This window comes from Burkholderia torrens, from assembly GCF_984668525.1.
In genome coordinates this window covers 1,744,142-1,764,326 of record NZ_OZ480212.1, presented here as the reverse complement: position 1 = coordinate 1,764,326, position 20,185 = coordinate 1,744,142, and the positions used below count along the sequence as shown (strand labels likewise).

Genomic DNA, 20,185 nt, shown 5'->3' with positions numbered 1-20,185 from the left:
GGCCGCTGGCGCGGCCGCCGTCAGTGCAGCGCGCGCGGCGCGTGGGCCGGACGCGGCTCTGCCGAATCGCCCGATCCGGTCGATCCGGCTGCGTCGGCCGCGCGCAGCGGTCCGCCCGCGCAGGGTTCCGTCGATACCGAGAAGCCGAACGTATTGACGCCGCCCGAGCACGCGACGAACACGCCGCCGCCGTGCATCTCGGCCACGGCCTTGACGATCGACAGCCCGAGCCCGTGGTTCTCCTTGCTGTTCGCGCGCGCTTCCTCGAGCCGGTAGAAGCGCTCGAACACGTGCGAGCGCTGCACCGGATCGATCGGCTCGCCGGGGTTCGACACGGCCATCTCGACGAGCGTGTCGCGGCGCGTGATCGTCACGTTCACCGTCGCGCCGGGCGCCGAATGCTGGATCGCGTTGATCAGCAGGTTCGTCATCGCGCGGCGGAACAGCGACGGGTCGACGGCCGCACGCGCGTCGCCATGCAATTCGGCGCGCAATTGCGCCTCGTCGAGCGGGATTTCGAGGAAGTCGAGCATGCGCCGCACCTCGTCGGCGAGCGACACATCCTTCAGGTCGGTCGCGCGTTCGCCGCGATCGCTGCGCGACAGGAACAGCATGTCGTTGATGATCACGCGCAGCCGCTCGAATTCCTCGAGGTTCGACTGCAGCGTCTGGCGCATCCGGTCGACCGAGCGGTCGCGGCTCGTCAGCGCGACCTGGGTCTGGCCGATCAGGATGCTGATCGGCGTACGCAGCTCGTGCGCGACGTCCGCGTTGAACGCTTCGAGCCGCGCGTAGGTTTGCTGGATGCGTTCGAGCGCGCCGTTGAACGACGTGGCGAGATCGCGCAGCTCGGTCGGTAGCGCGTCGGTGTGCAGCCGCTGGCGGCGGTTCGTCGCGCTCACGCTCGCCGCATCCTGCGACAGCCGGTCGAGCGGCGCGAGCCCGAAGCGCGCGACCGCGCGGCTCAGCAGCAGCGTGATGACGGTGGCCGTCGCAATCAGCGCGGCGAGCGTCCAGCCGAAGCGGCGCAGCATCCGCTGCGTGCGCTCGCAGGACGACGCGACGACCAGCTGCAGCTCCGGCCGCTCGCCGGCGCCGGCCAGCGTGACGGTCTTCGTCATCACCGCATAGCTGCTGTCGTTGAGCTGGTAGCGCTGGAACGCGCCGAACGGCGGGTCGAGCGGCACGCCATTGACGGGGCTGCCGAAGCGGAACGCCGGGTTGTCGCTGACGACCTGGTAGTGCGTCGAGCCGTCGGGCGGTTCGAGGTCGGCGAGCTTTTCCTGCATCAGGCGGCCGCGCTCGGCCGTGGTCGCGTGCGACACGATCATCGCGGCGACCTTGGCGCGCGTGTCGAGCGTCGCGCGCAGTTCGGCGAACAGCTGGCGCTCCATCATCACGAACAGCCCGCAGCCGACCAGCGTGAACACGAGCAGCGACACGATGCCGAACATCGCCGAGAGCCGCAGGATGATCGAGCGTTTCATGCCCGCCGCTCCGTGTCGCCGTCCTCGCGTGCCTCGAGCACGTAGCCCATGCCGCGGATCGTGTGCAGCAGCTTGTCCGCGAACGGGCCGTCGAGTTTCGCGCGCAGGCGCTTGATCGCCGTCTCGACGACGTTCGCGTTGCTGTCGAAGTTCACGTCCCACACGAGTTCGGCGATCGTCGTCTTCGACAGCACCTCGCCGCTGCGCCGCGCGAGCACGCCGAGCAGCTGGAATTCCTGCGCGGTCAGGTCGAGCCGCGTGCCGTCGCGCGTCGCGCGGCGGCCGATCAGGTCGACGCGCAGGTCGCCGATCGAGATCAGCGTCGATTCCTGCACGCGTGCGCGGCGCGTCAGCGCGCGCAGCCGCTCGATCAGCTCGAGGAACGAGAACGGTTTGGTCAGGTAGTCGTCCGCGCCGCCGCGCAAGCCCCGCACGCGATCGTCGACGCGGTCGCGCGCGGTCAGCATGATGACGGGGGTCTGCTTCTGCGCGCGCAACGCACGCAGCACGCCGAAGCCGTCGAGCTTCGGCAGCATCACGTCGAGCACGACCACGTCGTAGTCGAATTCGACGGCTTTCCATGCGCCGTCCTCGCCGTCGAGCGCGGTGTCGACGACCCAGCCTTCCTCGGTCAGGCCGCTCTTCAGGTATTCGACGACTTTCGGTTCGTCTTCGACGATCAGCACTTTCATGTTGGTATTCCGCTAACCGGGTTAAGGGTCGACGCCCGCGGTGCGCTGGGGGCTTGCCGCCGCGACGTCGGATGGCGTGGCGTCGTTCGTTGCGGCGCCGTCCCAGCCGCCGCCGAGCGCCTTCGCGAGAAACACGACGAGCGCCGCGCGCTGGCCCTGGATCTGCACGGCCTGGCGCTCGCTCGTCAACAATTGCTGCTGGGCCGTCAGCACGTCGATGAATGGCGTCAGGCCGCCCGCGTAGCGGTCCTGCGCGAGCGACACGAGCTTGCGCGCGTCGTCGACGGCCGCCGCTGCCTGCTGCGCGGCGTCGGCGAGGATCGACAGACCCGTGACCGCATTTTGCACTTCCTGGAACGCGGTGAGCACGGTCTGCCGGTAGCTGGCCTGCGCGGCGACGTAGCCGGCCTGCGCGAAATCGACGCCGGCCTTCAGCCGGCCGCCTTCGAACAGCGGCTGGCTGAGCGACCCGCCGACCGACCACAGCAGCGCCGGCACGGTGAACAGGCCCGCGAAGCGCGTCGCATCCCAGCCGATGTCGGGCGACAGCGTGATGCGCGGGAAATACGCGGCGCGCGCGACGCCGATCTGCGCGTTCGCGGCGGCCATCGCGCGTTCGGCCGACGCGACGTCGGGCCGCCGCTGCAGCAGGTCGCTCGGCATGCCGGTCGGCAGCGCGGGCGCGTTGATCGGCACCACGCGCGGCGGCAGCGAGAATTCGGGGGCCGGCGCGCCGACCAGCGTCGCGAGCGCGGTTTCGACCTGCGCGCGCTGCTGGAGCAGCAACTGCGCCTGCGTGCGCGTCGCGTCGAGCTGCGAGCGCTGCTGCAACAGATCGAGGCCCGACACCGCGCCGAGGTCGTGGCGCGCACTCACGTAGTCGAGCGCCTTCTGCTGCAGGTCGATCGAGCGCTTGACGACGTCGATTTCGCTGTCGAGCTCGCGCAGCGCGAAATAGCTCGACGCGAGATTGGCGGTCAGCACGAGGCGCGCGTTCGCGAAATCGTCGCGCGCCTGCTCGGTGGTGGCCTGCGCGGATTCGACGCTGCGCCGCACGCGGCCGAACAGGTCGAGCTCGTAGCTGACGGCCGCGCCGACCTGGATCTCGTTCTGCACGGTCGACATGCTCTTCGTCGCGTAGTTGGTCTGTGGCCGGTCGGCGGAGATCTTGAAGCGCTGGCCGCTCGCGGTCAGGCCGACGGCCGGATACTGCGCGGACGCGACCGACGCGAGCGTCGCCTTCGCCTGGTCGTAGCGCGCGGCCACGGCCTTCAGGTTCTGGTTGTTGCGCAGGGCGTCGGTTTCGAGTGCGTCGAGTTGCGGATCGCCGAACGCGGTCCACCACGCGGGATCGAGCGGCGCGCGGGCCGGTGCGGCCGGATGCCAGTACGCATCGGCCGGGTCGAGCCGCCACGCGGCCGGCGTGTCGACGGCCGGGCGCCGGTAGTCCGGGCCGACGGTGCAGCCGGCGACGGCGGCTGCCGCCACGACGGCGGCGAGCGCCGCGGGCCGCAGGCGGGCGCGCATCGCGATCACGACTTCGCTCCCGCGGCGGCCGATGCCGGTTGCGCGGCCGGCGCCTGCACGACGACCTTGTCGCCGTTCGCGAGCGCGTCGCTCGGGTTCGCGACGAGGCGGTCGCTCGGCGTGAGCGGGCCATCGACTTCGAGCGTCTGGCCGATCGTGCGCACGACCGTCACCTGCTTCAGGTGGACCTGGCCGTTCGCGTCGACGGCCGCGACCGTCGGGCCTTCGCCGCGGAACAGCAGCGTATTGGCGGGCACCTGCAGGCGGCCGACCGGCGTCATCGGCAGCGTGGCCTGCACGTAAGCGCCGGGCAGCAGCCGGCCGTCCGGGTTCGGCAGCGTAATCTCGATCTGCAGCGAGCGCGTCGCGACGTCGATCGCCTCGGACGTGCGCGTGATCGTGCCGTCGAAGGTCCGGCCCGGCAGCTCGGCCTGCGCGACGCTCACGTGCTGGCCGACTTTCACCTGCTGCGCGTTGGCCTGCGGCACCTGCACGTAGAGGCGCAGCCGGTCGGCCTGCACGACGGTGAACAGCGAGCGGCCGGCGTTGCCGGAATTGACGAGATCGCCGACGTCGACGTTGCGCTGCGTGACGATCCCGTCGATCGGCGCGACGATCCGCTGGAAACCCTTCAGCTCGGTGAGCCGGCGCATGTTCGCGTCGGCCGCGGCGAGGTTCGCGGTGCCCTGGCTGAACGCGCCTTGCCGGTCGTCGAGTTCCTGCTGCGAGACGGCATCGCGCTGGCGCAGCTGCTGCGCGCGGTCGAACGACGTCTTCGCGAGCGCGAGCGCGGCCTGCGCCTGCTGGCGTTGCGCGGTGGCCTGCGCGAGTTCCTGGTTCAGCTCGGGCGTGTCGAGTTCGGCGAGCGTCTGCCCCTGCTTCACGTGCGCGCCGATGTCGGCCTGCCAGCGCACCACGTAGCCGCTCGCCCGCGCGTAGATCGGCGCCTCGACGAAGCCGCGCAGCGTGCCGGGCAGCGTCAGCTTGCCGCCGGTGGCCGCGTCGACCGGATGCACGACGCTCACGTACTGGCACGTGTTCTGCTCGGCGACCGCGTCGAGCCGGTTGCCGTTCAGCACGTTGACGACGATCGTGCGCGCGGCGCCGGCGGCGAGCAGCACGCCGATCACGATCAGGACGATGCGCCCGCGCCGCGACACCGACGTGCGCGTCGGCAGGTGCATGCCGTGTTCGTCCACCTGGATGCCGACGGAGCTGTGATGTTTCTCTTCCATGAATTCAACCAATTCAACCGGGTAGTGGGGCGAAAGTCAGTGTCCGGCCTGGCGCGCGCGCCGGCGGGCCAGCCGCGCATGCACGCCGCCGAACACGAGCGGCACGAACAGCAACGTCGAAACAGTCGCGAACAGCAGGCCGCCGATCACCGCGCGGCCGAGCGGCGCATTCTGCTCGGCGCCTTCGCCGAGACCGAGCGCCATCGGCACCATCCCGATGATCATCGCGAGCGCCGTCATCAGCACCGGCCGGATCCGCGTCGCGCCGGCCTCCAGCGCGGCCGTGAGCGGCGGCGCGCCGGCCGCGAGGCGCTGGCGCGCGAACGACACGACCAGAATGCTGTTCGCGGTCGCGACGCCCACCGTCATGATCGCGCCCGTCAGCGCGGGCACGCTCAGGTGCGTGCCGGTGATGAACAGCATCCACGCGATGCCGGCGAGCGCGGCGGGCATCGCGCTGATGATGATCAGCGGATCGAGCCACGACTGGAAATTGACGACGATCAGCAGGTAGACGAGCACGATCGCCATCGCGACACCCGCGCCGAGGCCGATGTACGACGTGCGCATCGTCTCGACCTGGCCGCGCATCGTCAGGTCGGTGCCGCGCGGCAGCGTCGCGCGCGCGCCGGACACGATGCGGTCGATCTCGCCCGCGACCGCGCCGAGGTCGCGGCCTTCGACGCTCACGTACACGTCGATCGCCGGGCGGATGTTGTAGTGCGTGATCACGGCCGGGTTCACGGTGCTGCGCACCTGCACGAGGTTGCCGAGCAACTGCAGCGGCATGCCCGTACGGCCGCTCGCCGAAATCGGCGTGCCGAGCAGGTCGTCGACCGAGGAGATGCTGTATTGCGGGGTCTGGATCTGCAGCGGGTACTGCACGCCGGTGCGCGGGTTGATCCAGAACGAGGGCGTGGTCTGCGAACTGCCGGACAGCGAGATCAGCATGTTCTGCGCGACGTTCTGCGCGGAGAGGTTGAGCTGCTGCATGCGCGTACGGTCCATGTCGGCCAGCAGGGTCGGCTCGTCGTTGCGTTGCAGCACGTGCACGTCGACGGCGCCGGGGATTTGCCTGATCTTTTTCATCAGGCTGCTCGCAATGGTCATGTTACTCGCGAGATCGTTGCCGAGCACCTGCACGTCGATCGCGGCCGGCTGGCCGAAGTTGAGGATCTGCGTGACGATGTCCGACGGCTGGAAGAAGAACTCGACGCCCGGGAAGCGTTGCGGCAGCAGCGTGCGCAGCGTCTGCACGTAGTGCCGGGTCGCGCGGTGGCCGGGTTTCAGCGCGATCAGCAGCTCGCCGTCGAGCGTGCCGATCGTGCCGGCGTTGCTGTACGACAGGTTGATGCCGCTCACCGGCAGGCCGAGGTTGTCGACGATCGCGCCGAGCTCGTCGGGCGGCACGGTGTCGCGGATCACGCGTTCGACCTGGTCGGCGAGGCGCGCGGTTTCCTCGATCCGGTAGCCGGTCGGCGCACGCATGTGCAGCCGGATGTTGCCGGAATCGGCGTTCGGGAAGAAGTCGCGGCCGAGCACGAACACCAGCCCCGTCGACAGCACGCAGAAGCCGAGGAAGCACATCGCGTAGAAGCGGCGGCGCACGAGCAGGATGCTGAGCAGCACGATGTACCACGCGCGCAGCCGTTCGAACGCATGGTTGAACGCGTGATGCAGGCGCGCGAAGCGCGACATCGAATGCTCGGGGCCGGTGCTCGCCTGCTGCGGGCGGAACAGCAGCATCGCGAGCGTCGGCACCAGCGTGCGCGACAGCACGTACGACGCGAGCATCGCGAACACGACGGCTTCCGCGAGCGGCACGAACAGGAAGCGCGCGACGCCCGTCAGGAAGAACATCGGCACGAACACGATGCAGATGCACAGCGTCGACACGAACGCGGGCACCGCGATTTCGCCCGCGCCTTCGAGGATCGCGTCGTGCAGGTTGGTACCGAGGTGCAGGTGCCGCTCGATGTTCTCGATCGTGACGGTCGCATCGTCGACGAGAATGCCGACCGCGAGCGCGAGCCCGCCGAGCGTCATGATGTTGATGGTCTCGCCGAGCGCGGACAGCGCGATCAGCGACGTGAAGATCGACAGCGGGATCGAGATCGCGATGATCAGTGTGCTGCGCCAGTTGCCGAGGAACAGCAGGATCATCATCGCGGTCAGCACGGCGGCGATCAGCGCCTCGTGGATCACGCCCTGGACGGCCGCGTCGACGAACACCGACTGGTCGAACAGCGGCGTGATCGTGAGCCCTTCGGGCAGTGTCGGGATCACCTTCGGCAGCAGCGCCTTCAGGTCCGACACGACCTTGAGCGTCGACGCGTCGCCGCTTTTCAGGATCGAGATGAGCACGCCGCGCTGGCCGTTCTGGCGCACGACGTTGGTCTGCGGCGCGAAGCCGTCGCGCACCGCTGCGACCTCGCGCAGGTAGGTCGTCGCGCCGTTGACGGTCTGGACCGGCAGGTTGTTGATGTCGGCGACGGTATCGGCCGACGCGTTCGTGTCGATCCGGTATTCGGTCTGGCCCATCTTCGCGGTGCCGGTCGGCAGCACGAGGTTTTGCGCGTTGACCGCGTTGACAATGTCGGCCGGCGTGAGCCCCTTCGCTTGCAGCGCCTGCGGGTCGAGGTCGATCGCGACCACGCGCGTGCGGCCGCCGTACGGGAACGGGATCTGCGCGCCCGGCACCGTGATCAGCTGCGGGCGCAGGAAGTTGAGCGCGATATCGGCGAGCGACTGTTCGCTGAGCGTCGTGCTCGACAGCCCGAGCTGGATCACCGGGATGCTCGACGCCGAATAGGTGATCACGAGCGGCGGCGTCGCGCCCTGCGGCATCTGCCGCACGATCGCCTGCGCGGAGGAAACCGTCTGCGCGATCGCCGTCTGCACGTTCGCGCCCGGCTGCAGGAACACCTTCACGACGGCGATGCCGGGCAGCGACGTCGATTCGACGTGCTGGATGTTGTTGACGGTCGTCGTCAGGATCCGCTCATGGACGGACGTGATGCGGTTGGTCATCTCCGTCGCGGAGAAGCCGCTGTAATTCCAGATCACGCTGATCACGGGGATGTTGATCGCGGGCAGCACGTCCACCGGTGTGCGCATCAGCGCCAGCGGGGTGGCCAGCACGATCATGATGGCCATGACGATGAACGTGTAGGGGCGCTTGAGCGCGAGATTGACGATCCACATGAAGGCAGCGGGACGGGCGGTGATCAGGCGTCGGTGAAGGGAACCCGAATGATAGGCGTCGGCGTGGAACGGGTTACTGTCGCGAAACTGGCGGAATTGTCAGGTTGAGGCGCGCGCGTTGCGCGCCGATTCCGCAGACGGAATGCACGTGTCGCGATGGCGACGGTTGTGCCGATCGTGCGGCGCTCACAGCTGTTCCATTCCGAAGCGCGCGAGCGCCTGCAGATCGACGACCTCGATCTGGTTGTACGCGAGCCGCAACGCGCCGAGCTTTTCCAGCTGCTGCAGCGCCTGGTTGATCCGCTGCCGCGACACGCCGACGAGCATGCCGAGTTCCTCCTGGGAAATCGACAGCGACGGGCCGGTATCCGGATACAGGTCGGGGTTGAAGAGCTGCGCGAGCGCCTGCGCGACGCGTGCGTCGACATCGAGCAGCCGGCTGTTCTGGATCGAGGCGATGAATTCGCCCATCCGGTTGTTCAGCTGATGGATCACGAAGCGCGTGAACGGCAGGCTGGTATCGAGCAGCGCATGGAAGGTGTCGACCGGCACGAACAGCACGGTCGAGCGCTGGATCGCGACGACCTCGTACTTGCGCAGTTCGCGCTTGATCACGCTGCCTTCGCCGAACCAGCCGCCCGACGGCACGCCGGAAAACGTGCAGCCGCGCCCCGACACGTTGAAGATCGCGAGCTTCAGCAGCCCCTGGTGCACGCCGATCCAGTACTCGGACGGCGCGAGCCGGTGCGCGATCACGTCACCGGCCTCGCACTGCTCGACGCGCGACTGCGCGAGCACGAGCGCCTGGTGCTCGGGCGCGAGCGTGCGGAACCACGCACACTGGGCGAACAGCGTCGCGAGCGGCGGCAGCGGGCCCGGTTCGGGAAGCGTGTCGGCCGGGCGGGCGGGCGCGTCGGGCGGCGCAACGGAGTCGTCGTGCATGGGTGCGGGTTTGCGAGGATAGGGATAACGCGCAGCGCTGGAGCGGCACTCTGTCGTTTCGATGACAGACGGCTCACAATAGCGCCCGTTAGTCTGTCGGCAATTGAACCACATCAAAACGATCCGGGGTGCATGCACGCCGGTCGACAGTACACGGGAGACAGGATCATGACGCAGATGTTCGAGGCCGGACTCGGCCGCCGCGACGCCAATTACGTGCCGCTCACCCCGATCGATTTCCTGGTCCGGACGGCCGAAGTCTATGGCGAGCGCCTTGCGATCGTGCACGGCGACGTGCGGCGCACGTGGGGCGAGACGTACACGCGTGCGAAGCAGCTGGCGAGCGCGCTCGCGCGGGCCGGCGTCGAGCGCGGCGACACGGTCGCGGCGATGCTGCCGAACATCCCGGCGATGGTCGAGGCGCACTTCGGCGTGCCGATGGCCGGCGCGGTGCTCAACACGATCAACACGCGGCTCGACGTGCCGTCGGTGCTGTTCATGCTCCGTCACGGCGAGGCGAAGGTGCTGATCGTCGACACCGAATACGCGGAACTCGCGCATCGCGCGGCGCTCGAGGTGCCGGACCTGAAGATCGTCAGCGTCGCCGACGCGATGCCGGCCGATCCCGACCGCTTCGCGGGCGCGACCGACTACGAGGCTTTCGTGGCCGGCGGCGACCCCGACTACGCATGGACGCCGCCCGCGGACGAATGGGAGGCGATCGCGCTGAACTACACGTCGGGTACGACCGGCGACCCGAAGGGCGTCGTCTACCACCATCGCGGCGCGTATCTCGCGGCGATCAGCAACCTCCTCGAATGGGACATGCCGAAGCACGCGGTGTATCTGTGGACGCTGCCGATGTTCCACTGCAACGGCTGGTGTTTCCCGTGGGCCGTCGCGGCGCGTGCGGGCGTGAACGTGTGCCTGCGCAAGTTCGATGCGAAGACGGTGTTCGACCTGATCCGCCGCGAACGCATCACGCATTACTGCGGCGCGCCGATCGTGCAGAGCGCGATCGCGAACGCGCCCGCCGAATTCCGCGCGGGGATCGACCACACGGTGCACGCGATGGTCGCGGGCGCGGCGCCCGCGCCGGCCGTGATCGCGAAGATGAAGGAGATCGGCTTCGACCTGCTGCACGTGTACGGGCTGACCGAGGTCTACGGTCCGGCGACCGTGTGTGCGAAGCAGTCGCACTGGGAAGCGGTGTCCGACGAGGAACGCGCGCGATTGAATGCGCGCCAGGGCGTGCGTTACCACCTCGAAGCGGGCGCCACGGTGCTCGATCCCGACACGATGGCGCCCGTGCCGGCCGACGGCGAGACGCTCGGCGAGATCATGTTCCGCGGCAACATCTGCATGAAGGGCTACCTGAAGAACCCGAAGGCGACCGACGACGCGTTCCACGGCGGCTGGTTCCATACCGGCGATCTCGCGGTGCTGATGCCGGACGGCTATATTCGCATCAAGGATCGCAAGAAGGACATCATCATCTCCGGCGGCGAGAACATCTCGAGCATCGAGGTCGAGGACGCGCTGTACCGCCATCCGGCCGTCGCCGTCGCGGCCGTCGTCGCGATGCCCGATCCGAAATGGGGCGAAGTGCCCTGTGCGTTCGTCGAGCTGCGCGAAGGCGCGAGCGCGACCGAGGAGGAGATCGTCGCGCACTGCCGGCAACTGCTCGCGGGCTTCAAGGTGCCGAAGGCCGTGCGCTTCGGCGAGCTGCCGAAGACGTCGACCGGCAAGATCCAGAAGTTCCAGCTGCGCAATGCGGTCGGCTCGGACAAGGCGATCGACCTGGCGGGCGACAAGAAGTAGGCGAGTCGCCCGGCCCTGGCCGATCGTCCGGCGTCCGTCACGCGTTGCGTTCGAGCCGGAACACGCTGACCGCGTCCGACAGCTGCGCGGCCTGGTCGCGCAGCGCGACGGCCGCGCGTTCGGCGTCGGAGATCAGCGTCGCATTCTGCTGCGTCGCTTCGCCGATCTGCGTGACGGCCAGGTTCACCTGCTCGATGCCGGTCGATTGCTCGCGCGCCGCCGCGCTGATCTCGCCGATCAGCGTGCGGACCTGGTCGACCCGCGCGACGATGTCGCGCATCGTGCCGCGCGCGGCGCCCGCGATCCGGTAACCCTGTTCGACGGTCGTCGACGATTCGGCGCTCAGTGCATCGATTTCCTTGACGGCAGCCGCGCTGCGCTGCGCGAGCGCGCGCACCTCGGCCGCGACCACGGCGAAGCCCTTGCCGTGTTCGCCCGCACGCGCGGCTTCGACGGCCGCGTTCAGCGCGAGGATGTTGGTCTGGAAGGCGATGCCTTCGATCGCGCCGGTGATTTCGGCGATCCGGCGCGTCGCGCGGCCGATGTCGTCCATCGTCGCGACCACGCGCTGCACCGCGGCGTCACCGTTCGTCGCGGCGGCCGACGCGTCGGCGACCAGCGCGTTGGCCTGCGCCGCGTGCTCGGCGCTCTGCTGCACGGCGGCGGTGATCTGCTCCATGCTGGCGGCCGTCTGTTCGACGCTGCTCGCCTGCGTCGCGATCCGCGCGGCGATGTCGCCGCTGCCGGCCGCGATGCCGACCGTGCCGTGCGCGATGTCGGCCGAGCTGTTGCGCACCTGCGCGACGATCCGCGCGAGGCCGTCGCCGATCCCGTCGACCGCCTGCACGAGCCGGCCGATCTCGTCGTTGCCCGCGCTGCCTTGCGCGGGCGCACCGTCGCGGATGCGCACGCTGAGATCGCCTGCCGCATAGCGCTCGGAGGCCCGCGCAGCAGCTTCCAGCGGCCGGCTCACGACGCGGCGCACCACGATGACGAACAGCGTCGCGAACGCCGCGACGAGCACGGCGCCGATCATCAGGAAACGGTTGCGGGTGGCGCGCATGCTGGCGAGCAGCTCGTCGTCGAGCGCGATGCCGCCGACGAGCCACTGCCACTGCGGAATCGTCGTGAACGACACGAATTTCGCGGTCGGGCCGCCGTCGTGCGCGGCCGGGTCGGTCGATGTGTACGCGAGCCGGCCCTGGCCGGCCGCGAGCATCTGCGCATAGGGCGCACGCGTGTCGTCGGCGGGTTGGCCGGCCGCATCGGGATGCACGACGAAGGTGCCGCGCGACGGGCCCTGCGACGCATCGAGCACGAAGTAGTAGCCGTTGTCGCCGATCTTCAGCGCGCGGATGCCGTCTTCGACGAGCTTGAGCTCGGCGCCGATGTCGAGGCCGACGAACAGCGCGCCGATCACGCGGCCGGTCGCGTCGGTCACCGGCTTGTACTGCGTGATGTACGACCGGCCGAACAGCTTCGCGAGGCCCGTGTAGCTGCGCCCGGCGACGAGCGGCCCATACGCGGGGCCCGCGCGGTCGAGCTTGGTGCCGACGGCGCGCGCGCCGTCCTGCTTCTTCAGCGACGTCGTGATGCGCACGAAATCGTCGCCGTCGCGCGCGAAGATCGTCGCGATCGCGCCGCTTTTCTTCAGGAACTGGTCGGGAATCGAGTAATCGAGGTCGAGCGGCTGGCCGCCCGCGAGGAGCGTCGGCGCGGCCACGCCGCCGATGTCGACCGTGCGTGCCGGGTCGAGCGAGAAATCGGCCGGCAGGAAACTCGCGAACAGCGACATCGAGCGGTTGGCTTCGGCGGTCAGTGCCTTGTCGAACAGGTCGACCATCGCGCGGATCGACTGCTCCTTGTCGACGATCCGCATGTGCGCTTCGTCAGCGAGCTGACGGCCGGCGAAATGGGCGAGTGTCCATGCGAACACGGTAAACAGCAGGGCGACGAGCACGCACGCCAGCGCGGCGAGACGCGCGCCGACGCTCACCCGGCCCAATTGGGTCAATCTCATGAAACATCCTGAGTGGGGAGGGAGAGGAGGCGGAACGCACGCGTCACCGCTAGTCGTCCGTTAAATACGGCAACTCTGGCGAAATCTTTAGCGGAGCGTCGCCGCTGGCGGGCCGGCAGGCGCGCGAAGGACAGTGGAGGTCAGTGCGTCACGAGCCATGCGACGGCCAGATAGCGGCCGACCTTTGCGATCGTCACGATGACGAGGAAGGTCGGCAGCGGCTCGCGCAGCACGCCGGCGATCATCGTCAGCGGATCGCCGATCACCGGCGCCCAGCTGAGCAGCAGCGACCAGCGGCCGTAGCGGCTGTACCAGCGCTCGGCGCGCGCGAGCGCGGACGGCTTGACCGGAAACCAGCGGCGCTCGCGGAAGTGCTCGATGCCGCGCCCGAGCGCCCAGTTGATCGCCGAGCCGGCGACGTTGCCGATGCTCGCGACGAGCACCAGCGCCCATACGGGTTCGCGCCCGGCGAGCAGCAGGCCGGCGAGCACGGCTTCGGACTGGAGCGGGAACAGGGTCGCGGCGACCATCGACACGGCGAACAGGCCGCCGTAAGTGAGCAATTCGGACATCGCGCGATTGTACCGGCGGCGTCATCGGCGGCGGCGCGGGCGTGCGGCGGTCGCGCGGAAAGGAACGCGTCGGTGTCCTCAGTTCCAGCCGGCCATGATCGCGCCCATCCCGACGAGCAGCCCGCCCGTCACGCGATTCATCGCGCGCATCCGCGCCGGCCGCTGCAACGCCCGGCTCAGCCGGTGCGAGAACAGCGCCATCGACGCAACGCCGCCTGCGAACAGCAGCGCGAACGTCGTCGCGAGCAGCAGGAATTGCAGGTTCAGGCTCCAGTCGGAATCCGGGCTGATGAACTGCGGAAAGAACGACGGAAAGAACAGCAGCGTTTTCGGATTCAGGCCGGAGGTCGCGACGCCGCGCCAGAACAGCGCGCGGCCGGTGTCGGTGTCCGGCAGGGCCACGGCCGCCGCGGTCCCGGTTCCGGCTGCGGTCGTGGCGGCGGGAGTGCCAGCCGGCGCACGGCTGAGCCATTGCTTGGCCCCGAGCCACACGAGATACGCGGCGCCGGCCCAGCGCAGCACGGTCAGCGCGTGTTCATTGAGATGCACCAGCGAATTCAGGCACAGCGCGGTCAGCGCGAGTTGCAGCAGCACGGCGAGCGTGCCGCCCCAGACGCACGGCAGCGCGCGGCGCCAGCCGGCGCGCAGCGCCTGGTTCATCGTGAGCAGGTTGACGGGACCGGGGGCGTAGATCAGGACGACAGAAGCAGCGAGGAACGACAGATAAAGCTTGAACGACATGACGGAAGCAGGAACAGGGCCGCAGGCACCGGCCCCGCACGCGGTCGGATAGGCGTGCGGGGCGGCGGGGAATCGCATGCCTGCCGCCCGGCACCGCAACTCGTGATTGCGGCCGTGCGTCCCGGTGCGAGGGGGTTGTCGCGGGGAGCGTGCCGGGCAGCAGGCATGGAGAAAATGTATCAAGCGGCCCGGTTAAAAGGCTTCCTGTTTTCCAGCAAAACGGACCTGAAACCGGAATCCTGTTCAGATAGAATGCCGATTTTCAGTAGAAGATTCTTCTCATCATGGCTACCCGCGAACGCACGCCCAAAACGCTCGACAATCAGGACCGCAAGATCCTGGGTGCATTGCAGAAAAATGCGCGCCTGTCGAACGCCGAACTCGCCGAACAGATCGGCATGTCGACCACCGCCTGCTGGAACCGCACGCGGCAACTCGAACTCGACGGCTACATCGACGGTTACGTCGCGCTGGTCAACCAGCGCATGCTCGGCTATGCGGACATCGTGATCCTCGAAGTCACGCTCGATCGCCACGAGGACGACGCGCTCGCGCGTTTCGGCTCGGAACTGGCGGCGCTGCCGGAAGTGCTCGAGGCGTACCTGGTGTCGGGCGAGTACGACTACTGGATCAAGGTGGCGGTGGACGGCACGGCCGGCTACGAACGGTTCCTGCGCGAAAAGCTGTACCGGATTTCGAGCATCCGTCACAGCCGCTCGATGTTCGCGCTGCGGTGCATGAAGGATGTGCCTTCGATCCAGGTATGACGGGGCGCAGAGGGGATGTGGCCGTCGTCGAGACGACGGCGCGTACGGCTTCGGCGAAAACCGAAGGGCCGACAGGGAAGGCTCGCCGCGTGAGACGGCCAACGGGCACGAAAGACGGATGAATCTTCCGTTGCAACGATCCGGCGCAGTCGTGCGCCTGGTATCGCTCTTGAAGCGGCCTTGAACCGGCCTCGAGACGACCGTGAAACGCGCCCGGCGCGGTGAGCGCATTCTGCCGAGACGAACCCCGGCTGGTTTCCACGTCGGCACCCCGCATTCCGGCGCCCGGCGGCAGCGGCCACTGGCGGCGCGCGTCCGGGCGAGCGGATCAGGCAGGGTGTTTAGGTGTTTGCCGCCGGCAGGCGGCCGGTCGCCCCGCTCAGCGCGGCAGGCGCGCGTGTGCTTCAGCGATGACTTCGCAGTTCTCGAGGTGGAGCGCCCACGCTTCCGCAAGCAGCTCGCTCACACGTGCGAGCCAGCCAGTGGATTGGGTGGAACGATCGGAGACATTAGACGTTTGCATGACGAAGCCCCATATAGGTGGCGAGTTAGGGATAACCCTAATCATAGCGAAACGGCTCCGCCTTGTGAAATGAGATTTCGTTATATGAGAATTCCTGACAGTTTATGTTGCTGCTGCGCAACATGAATATCGGCGCCGTTGCGTGACGCCCAGGCGTGGCGAGGCCGTGCCGGCACGGCCTCGCGGGAAGAAAAACAGGGGGAGTCGAACGCCGGGGAAAAGGGCGCGATTACCGGCCGATCCACCCGAAGCGCCAGGACAGCCGCCGCGTCGCGGCGCGCAGCGTCTGCGCGAGGTCGCTGTCCGGCCCGCGCGGAAAGCCGCGCGACGAGCCGATGATCGCGATCACGAGCCGGATGCTGCCGGTGTGATCGAACACGGGCGCGGCGACCGTGCCGATGCCCGGCACCGGCGCATCGAACGCGAAATCGAGTTCGTCCGCGCGGATCGCCGCGAGCCGCGCGCGGAATGCGGCGTCGTCCGGCGCGGCGCGGGTGCCCGCGAGACGCACGGGCTCGTTGGCGAGCAGGTCGGCCAGCACGTCGTCGGACATGCCCGATGCGAATATCCGGCCGATCGCCGTATTGACGAGCGACATCACGGTGCCGACCTGCAGGCTCACGTGCTGCGGCCGCGCCGATTCCTCGAGCCGGATCACGGTCGGGCCGAGCGGGCCGAGCGTCGCGGCGGCGACGCTCATGTCGGTCGCGGCGGCCAGCGCGACGATCTCGGCTTCCGCGTCGCGCGTCGGCGACACGCGCTGCATCGCGATCAGGCCGAGCGCCTGCGCGAGCGGGCCGCCGTCGAAGCAGCCGGCATCGTCGCGGCCCAGCAGGCCGATCTTCTGCAGGCTGACCAGATGCGGAAACGCTTTCGCGGCCGGCATGCCGGCCGCCGCCGCGAGATCGCGCAGCGGCAGCGCACGGCCCGCCGACACCAGCGCGAGCAGCAGTTCACCGGTGCTGTCGAGCGCGTTGATCCCGCGCTGCGCCTTCGCGTCGTCGGCCAGGGCCGGCGGCACGCGCGCCGCGCCGGCTGCCTGCGCGGGCGTGGACTCGGACGCGGACGGCGGTTCGGCCGCGCTCGACCCTTGCGCGCCGAGCGACGCGGTGGCCTGCCGCGCCGTTTCGCGCAAGGCCGTCGCGATCGGGCCGTTCCAGTCGACGTCGATCGACCCGCTCGAACCGATCACCGTCAACGCAAGCTGCAGATGCCCGTGCGCGTCGCATACGGGCACGCACATCGCGCTGACGCCGGGGCTCGGCCGGTCGATGCTGCGTTCAATGCCGCGCGCACGGATCGCTTCGCGTTCGGCCTGTTGCGCATCGGCGTCCGGTGCGGCTTGCGCGGTTTCGGTGCCGGCGAGCGTCGCACCCGCGCCGGCCTGGCTCGCGGCCATCGCGTCGAGCTGGGCGGCGTCGCCGAACGCGCGGAACACTCGGCCGGTCGCCGTCGTGTCGAGCGACATCACCGAACCGACGTGCAGGTTCACGTGCAACGGATAGCCGCCGTGCTCGATGCGCACGATCGTCGGGCCGAGCGCGCCCGGCACCGACAGCGCGACGCTCAGGCCGACGGCTTCGGCGAGCTGCGCCGCGTGCGGCAGCGCCGCGCGATAGGCCGGCTGGCGCTCGATCGACATCAGCCCCAGCCGTAGCGACAGCGGGCCCGGCTCGTAGTTGCCGGTGATCGCATCGCGCTTCACGAGCGCGAGCCGCGTCAGGCTGACGAGATAGGTGTGCGCCTGCGCGGTCGACAGGTCGGCCGCCGCAGCCAGTTCCGACAGCCCGAGCGGCTTGCGCCGGCGCGCGAGCGCGTCGAGCAGCCGGCCGCCGACCTCGACGCTCTGGATCCCGCGCTGCGCCTTGGGCGGCGCGTCGTCTGCGCTGACTTCGTGGTTCTGCACGCGATGATTCTTCCGTTGACGAAACCCCGCATGGTATCCGACGCCATTTATCGCGCCAGCCCGCAGGTTTACCCGCATTAAACAATAGCAAGCGACTTTGTCATTGACAAATATTCGAGGCGAGAAGATGATCCGCTCATTCCCCTCAACACATGGCTCGCAGCCACGGAACGCACAATGGCCAAAGCATTCGCCTCCCAAGCCGATCTGGAAGAGAAGAAAGTCACCTGGACGAAGCTGTCCGAGAACGCGTACGCCTACACCGCCGAAGGCGACCCGAACTCGGGCGTGATCATCGGCGACGACAGCGTGCTGATCGTCGACACGACCGCGACGCCCGCGATGGCGCAGGACCTGATCGCGAAGATCCGCAGCGTGACCGACAAGCCGATCAAGCACGTGGTGCTGTCGCACTACCACGCGGTGCGCGTGCTCGGCGCATCCGCGTATTTCGACGAAGGCGCGCAGCACGTGATCGCGAGCCGCGGCACCTACGAGATGATCGTCGAGCGCGGCGAGGCCGACATGAAGTCGGAGATCGAACGCTTCCCGCGCCTGTTCGCCGGCGTCGAGACGGTGCCGGGCCTGACCTGGCCGACGCTCGTGTTCGAGCGCGAGATCACGCTGTTCCTCGGCAAGCTCGAAGTGAAGATCATGCACGTCGGCTCGGGTCACACGAAGGGCGACACGATCGTGTGGCTGCCGTCGCAGAAGGTGCTGTTTTCGGGCGACCTCGTCGAATACGACGCCGCGTGCTACTGCGGCGATGCGCAGCTCGAACAGTGGCCGGCCACGCTCGAGGCGCTGCGCGCGCTCGGCGCCGAGAAGCTGGTGCCCGGCCGCGGCCCCGCACTGCTGAATCCGGCCGACGTGAACAAGGGCCTCGACTACACGAAGGATTTCGTGACGACGCTGCTCGCGCAGGGCCGCAAGGCCGTCGAGCGCAATCTCGACCTGAAGGCGTCGATGGCGCTCACGCGCGAAGCGATGGACCCGAAGTTCGGCCACGTGTTCATCTACGAACACTGTCTGCCGTTCGACGTGTCGCGCGCGTTCGACGAAGCGAGCGGCATCACGCATCCGCGCATCTGGACCGCGCAGCGCGACAAGGAAATGTGGGCCGCGCTGCAGGACTGAGCGGCGCGCGGCGGCGGGGCGTTCATCTGAACGCTTCGCCGTTTTCCTGAGGGCTCCGGCATCCGCGGCGGCAGTGCGCCGCGGTGCCGGCAGCCGTATCCGGTCTCACAAGAAAGCAGGGCGCATGCACGCCCTCGGAGACTGCCGCGCGCTCGATACGCGCGGCCCGTTTGGAGAGAGACATGTCCCAATCGCTTCCCGCCGAAGCGCCGCACGCGCACGTGCGTGCCTCGGCGCCGGCTTCCGTATCCGAACTCAGCGACGCGCAGCTGTTCCGCAAGATCGCGTGGCGGATCGTCCCGTTCCTGTTCCTCTGCTACGTCGTGTCGTTTCTCGACCGCATCAACATCGGCTTCGCGCAGTTGCAGATGAAGCACGACCTCGGCTTCAGCGATGCGATGTACGGCCTCGGCGCCGCGGTGTTCTACGTCGGCTACGTGTTTTGCGAAGTGCCGAGCAACATGCTGCTCGCGCGGTTCGGCGCGCGCCGCACGTTCACGCGGATCATGCTGCTGTGGGGCATCGCGTCGACCGGGATGATGTTCGTGTCGCAGCCGTCGCATTTCTACGTGCTGCGCTTCCTGCTCGGCGTGTTCGAGGCCGGCTTCTTCCCCGGCATCGTGCTGTACCTGACCTACTGGTTCCCCGCGAACCGGCGCGCGGCGGCGATCTCGGTGTTCTTCGCGGGCGTCGCGGTGGCCGGCGTGCTCGGCGGCCTGCTGTCGGGCTGGATCATGCGCGACATGAGCGGCGTGATGGGGCTGCACGGCTGGCAATGGATGTTCGCGATCGAAGGCGCGCCGGCGATCCTGCTCGCGTTTGCCGCCTTCACGTTCCTCGTCGACCGGCCGCAGGACGCCGCGTGGCTCACGTCCGATGAAAAGGCGCGGGTCGCCGCGCTGTGCGCCGAAGGCCGCGGGCACGGCAGCGCGCACGACGGGCGCAGCGTGCTGGCCGCACTGGCGAACCCGCGCGTGTACCTGTTCGCGTTCATCTATTTCTCGCTGACCTGCGCGTCGCTGACGCTCAACTTCTGGATGCCGCTGATGATCCGCGACTTCGGCGTGACCGACGTCGTCGCGGTGAGCCTGTACACGGTCGTGCCGAACGCGGTCGGCGCGCTCGGGCTGGTCCTGATCGCGCGCCGCTCGGACCGCACCGGCGAGCGCCGCAAGCACTTCGCGTGCTGCACGATCGGCGGCGGGCTCGCGCTCGCGGCGCTGACGCTGCACCTGCACAGCTTCGCGGCGATGCTCGCGTGCCTGTCGATCGCGGCGACGCTGATCTTCGCCGCGCTGCCGATCTTCTGGGCCGTGCCGACCCGCTACCTGTCGGGCAACGCGGCCGCGGCCGGGATCGCGCTGATCAGCAGCATCGGGATCACGAGCGGCATCGTCAGCCCGTGGGTGATCGGGATGATCCGCACGCGCACGGGCAGCATGGATCTCGCCGTGTACCTGCTGGCCGCGCTGCTGGTGGCCAGCGGCGCCGCGCTGATGCTCGGCGTGAAGGGCGAGGCCGCGCAGCGCGGCTGAGCGCGCACCGGCCGGTCGCTGCCCGCGGGCGCGGCGACCGGCGCTTCGTGTCGGCCCCGCACAAGAATCCATCGAG

15 protein-coding genes are annotated in these 20,185 nt (G+C 68.9%); 4 read left to right on the top strand and 11 right to left on the bottom strand.

Features of this window, described 5'->3' with window-relative positions; translation table 11 throughout:
* Window positions 1-20: 20 nt before the first annotated feature.
* From AC5LXX_RS24205 to AC5LXX_RS24180, 6 genes are all read right to left on the bottom strand, one after another.
* Entirely contained in the window at window positions 21-1,487 is a 1,467-nt protein-coding gene (locus AC5LXX_RS24205; protein WP_493411254.1) for a heavy metal sensor histidine kinase, read from the bottom strand.
* Entirely contained in the window at window positions 1,484-2,179 is a 696-nt protein-coding gene (locus AC5LXX_RS24200; protein WP_009688307.1) for a heavy metal response regulator transcription factor, read from the bottom strand. The genes AC5LXX_RS24205 and AC5LXX_RS24200 overlap by 4 nt, the downstream gene beginning before the upstream one ends.
* A gap of 21 nt (window positions 2,180-2,200) precedes the next feature.
* A complete protein-coding gene (locus tag AC5LXX_RS24195; protein ID WP_493413404.1) occupies window positions 2,201-3,706 on the bottom strand; it encodes an efflux transporter outer membrane subunit in 1,506 nt (501 codons plus the stop codon).
* Window positions 3,707-3,711: 5 nt separating this feature from the next.
* Window positions 3,712-4,941, bottom strand: coding sequence for an efflux RND transporter periplasmic adaptor subunit (locus AC5LXX_RS24190; RefSeq protein WP_493411253.1), 1,230 nt, complete (start codon window positions 4,939-4,941; stop codon window positions 3,712-3,714).
* A 36-nt stretch (window positions 4,942-4,977) separates the two neighbouring features.
* The gene (locus AC5LXX_RS24185; RefSeq protein ID WP_493411252.1) at window positions 4,978-8,145 is read right to left on the bottom strand and encodes an efflux RND transporter permease subunit; all 3,168 of its coding nucleotides are present in this window, start codon (window positions 8,143-8,145) and stop codon (window positions 4,978-4,980) included.
* A 186-nt stretch (window positions 8,146-8,331) separates the two neighbouring features.
* A complete protein-coding gene (locus AC5LXX_RS24180) occupies window positions 8,332-9,087 on the bottom strand; it encodes a Crp/Fnr family transcriptional regulator (protein WP_493411251.1) in 756 nt (251 codons plus the stop codon).
* Window positions 9,088-9,255: 168 nt separating this feature from the next.
* On the opposite strand from AC5LXX_RS24180, the gene AC5LXX_RS24175 reads away from it, so the two are divergent.
* Entirely contained in the window at window positions 9,256-10,908 is a 1,653-nt protein-coding gene (locus AC5LXX_RS24175) for an acyl-CoA synthetase (RefSeq protein WP_493411250.1), read from the top strand.
* 37 nt (window positions 10,909-10,945) lie between these two features.
* On the opposite strand, the gene AC5LXX_RS24170 is transcribed toward AC5LXX_RS24175, so the two are convergent.
* From AC5LXX_RS24170 to AC5LXX_RS24160, 3 genes are all read right to left on the bottom strand, one after another.
* Window positions 10,946-12,928, bottom strand: a complete 1,983-nt coding sequence (locus AC5LXX_RS24170; protein WP_493411249.1) for a methyl-accepting chemotaxis protein — start codon at window positions 12,926-12,928, stop codon at window positions 10,946-10,948.
* Between the two features lie 140 nt (window positions 12,929-13,068).
* Complete coding sequence (locus tag AC5LXX_RS24165) at window positions 13,069-13,500, bottom strand: YqaA family protein (RefSeq protein ID WP_493411248.1); 432 nt, start codon at window positions 13,498-13,500, stop codon at window positions 13,069-13,071.
* Between the two features lie 78 nt (window positions 13,501-13,578).
* Entirely contained in the window at window positions 13,579-14,241 is a 663-nt protein-coding gene (locus AC5LXX_RS24160; protein ID WP_493411247.1) for a LysE family translocator, read from the bottom strand.
* A gap of 284 nt (window positions 14,242-14,525) precedes the next feature.
* Between AC5LXX_RS24160 and AC5LXX_RS24155 the strand changes: the two genes are divergently transcribed.
* Complete coding sequence (locus tag AC5LXX_RS24155; RefSeq protein ID WP_059240672.1) at window positions 14,526-15,008, top strand: Lrp/AsnC family transcriptional regulator; 483 nt, start codon at window positions 14,526-14,528, stop codon at window positions 15,006-15,008.
* Between the two features lie 379 nt (window positions 15,009-15,387).
* Here the strand turns inward: AC5LXX_RS24155 and AC5LXX_RS24150 are convergent, their stop codons facing one another.
* Window positions 15,388-15,531, bottom strand: a complete 144-nt coding sequence (locus AC5LXX_RS24150; protein WP_162999171.1) for a hypothetical protein — start codon at window positions 15,529-15,531, stop codon at window positions 15,388-15,390.
* Window positions 15,532-15,760: 229 nt separating this feature from the next.
* Window positions 15,761-17,437 (bottom strand): IclR family transcriptional regulator, encoded by a 1,677-nt coding sequence (locus AC5LXX_RS24145; protein WP_493411246.1) that lies wholly within the window; start codon window positions 17,435-17,437, stop codon window positions 15,761-15,763.
* Window positions 17,438-17,614: 177 nt separating this feature from the next.
* Between AC5LXX_RS24145 and AC5LXX_RS24140 the strand changes: the two genes are divergently transcribed.
* Both AC5LXX_RS24140 and AC5LXX_RS24135 read left to right on the top strand, forming a co-directional pair.
* Complete coding sequence (locus AC5LXX_RS24140; protein WP_124447781.1) at window positions 17,615-18,574, top strand: MBL fold metallo-hydrolase; 960 nt, start codon at window positions 17,615-17,617, stop codon at window positions 18,572-18,574.
* Window positions 18,575-18,756: 182 nt separating this feature from the next.
* Window positions 18,757-20,109: an MFS transporter gene (locus AC5LXX_RS24135; RefSeq protein WP_493411245.1), complete on the top strand. Its 1,353-nt coding sequence runs from the start codon at window positions 18,757-18,759 to the stop codon at window positions 20,107-20,109.
* Window positions 20,110-20,185: the final 76 nt, after the last annotated feature.

Bases quoted from the DNA above. Each gene is read 5' to 3' on its own strand.
- AC5LXX_RS24200 (WP_009688307.1), bottom strand. From the start codon at position 2,179: ATGAAAGTGCTGATCGTCGAAGACGAACCGAAAGTCGTCGAATACCTG.
- AC5LXX_RS24170 (WP_493411249.1), bottom strand. From the start codon at position 12,928: ATGAGATTGACCCAATTGGGCCGGGTGAGCGTCGGCGCGCGTCTCGCC.
- AC5LXX_RS24175 (WP_493411250.1), top strand. From the start codon at position 9,256: ATGACGCAGATGTTCGAGGCCGGACTCGGCCGCCGCGACGCCAATTAC.
- AC5LXX_RS24135 (WP_493411245.1), top strand. From the start codon at position 18,757: ATGTCCCAATCGCTTCCCGCCGAAGCGCCGCACGCGCACGTGCGTGCC.
- AC5LXX_RS24155 (WP_059240672.1), top strand. From the start codon at position 14,526: ATGGCTACCCGCGAACGCACGCCCAAAACGCTCGACAATCAGGACCGC.
- AC5LXX_RS24195 (WP_493413404.1), bottom strand. From the start codon at position 3,706: ATGCGCGCCCGCCTGCGGCCCGCGGCGCTCGCCGCCGTCGTGGCGGCA.
- AC5LXX_RS24205 (WP_493411254.1), bottom strand. From the start codon at position 1,487: ATGAAACGCTCGATCATCCTGCGGCTCTCGGCGATGTTCGGCATCGTG.
- AC5LXX_RS24185 (WP_493411252.1), bottom strand. From the start codon at position 8,145: ATGTGGATCGTCAATCTCGCGCTCAAGCGCCCCTACACGTTCATCGTC.
- AC5LXX_RS24165 (WP_493411248.1), bottom strand. From the start codon at position 13,500: ATGTCCGAATTGCTCACTTACGGCGGCCTGTTCGCCGTGTCGATGGTC.
- AC5LXX_RS24140 (WP_124447781.1), top strand. From the start codon at position 17,615: ATGGCCAAAGCATTCGCCTCCCAAGCCGATCTGGAAGAGAAGAAAGTC.
- AC5LXX_RS24180 (WP_493411251.1), bottom strand. From the start codon at position 9,087: ATGCACGACGACTCCGTTGCGCCGCCCGACGCGCCCGCCCGCCCGGCC.
- AC5LXX_RS24190 (WP_493411253.1), bottom strand. From the start codon at position 4,941: ATGGAAGAGAAACATCACAGCTCCGTCGGCATCCAGGTGGACGAACAC.
- AC5LXX_RS24150 (WP_162999171.1), bottom strand. From the start codon at position 15,531: ATGCAAACGTCTAATGTCTCCGATCGTTCCACCCAATCCACTGGCTGG.
- AC5LXX_RS24160 (WP_493411247.1), bottom strand. From the start codon at position 14,241: ATGTCGTTCAAGCTTTATCTGTCGTTCCTCGCTGCTTCTGTCGTCCTG.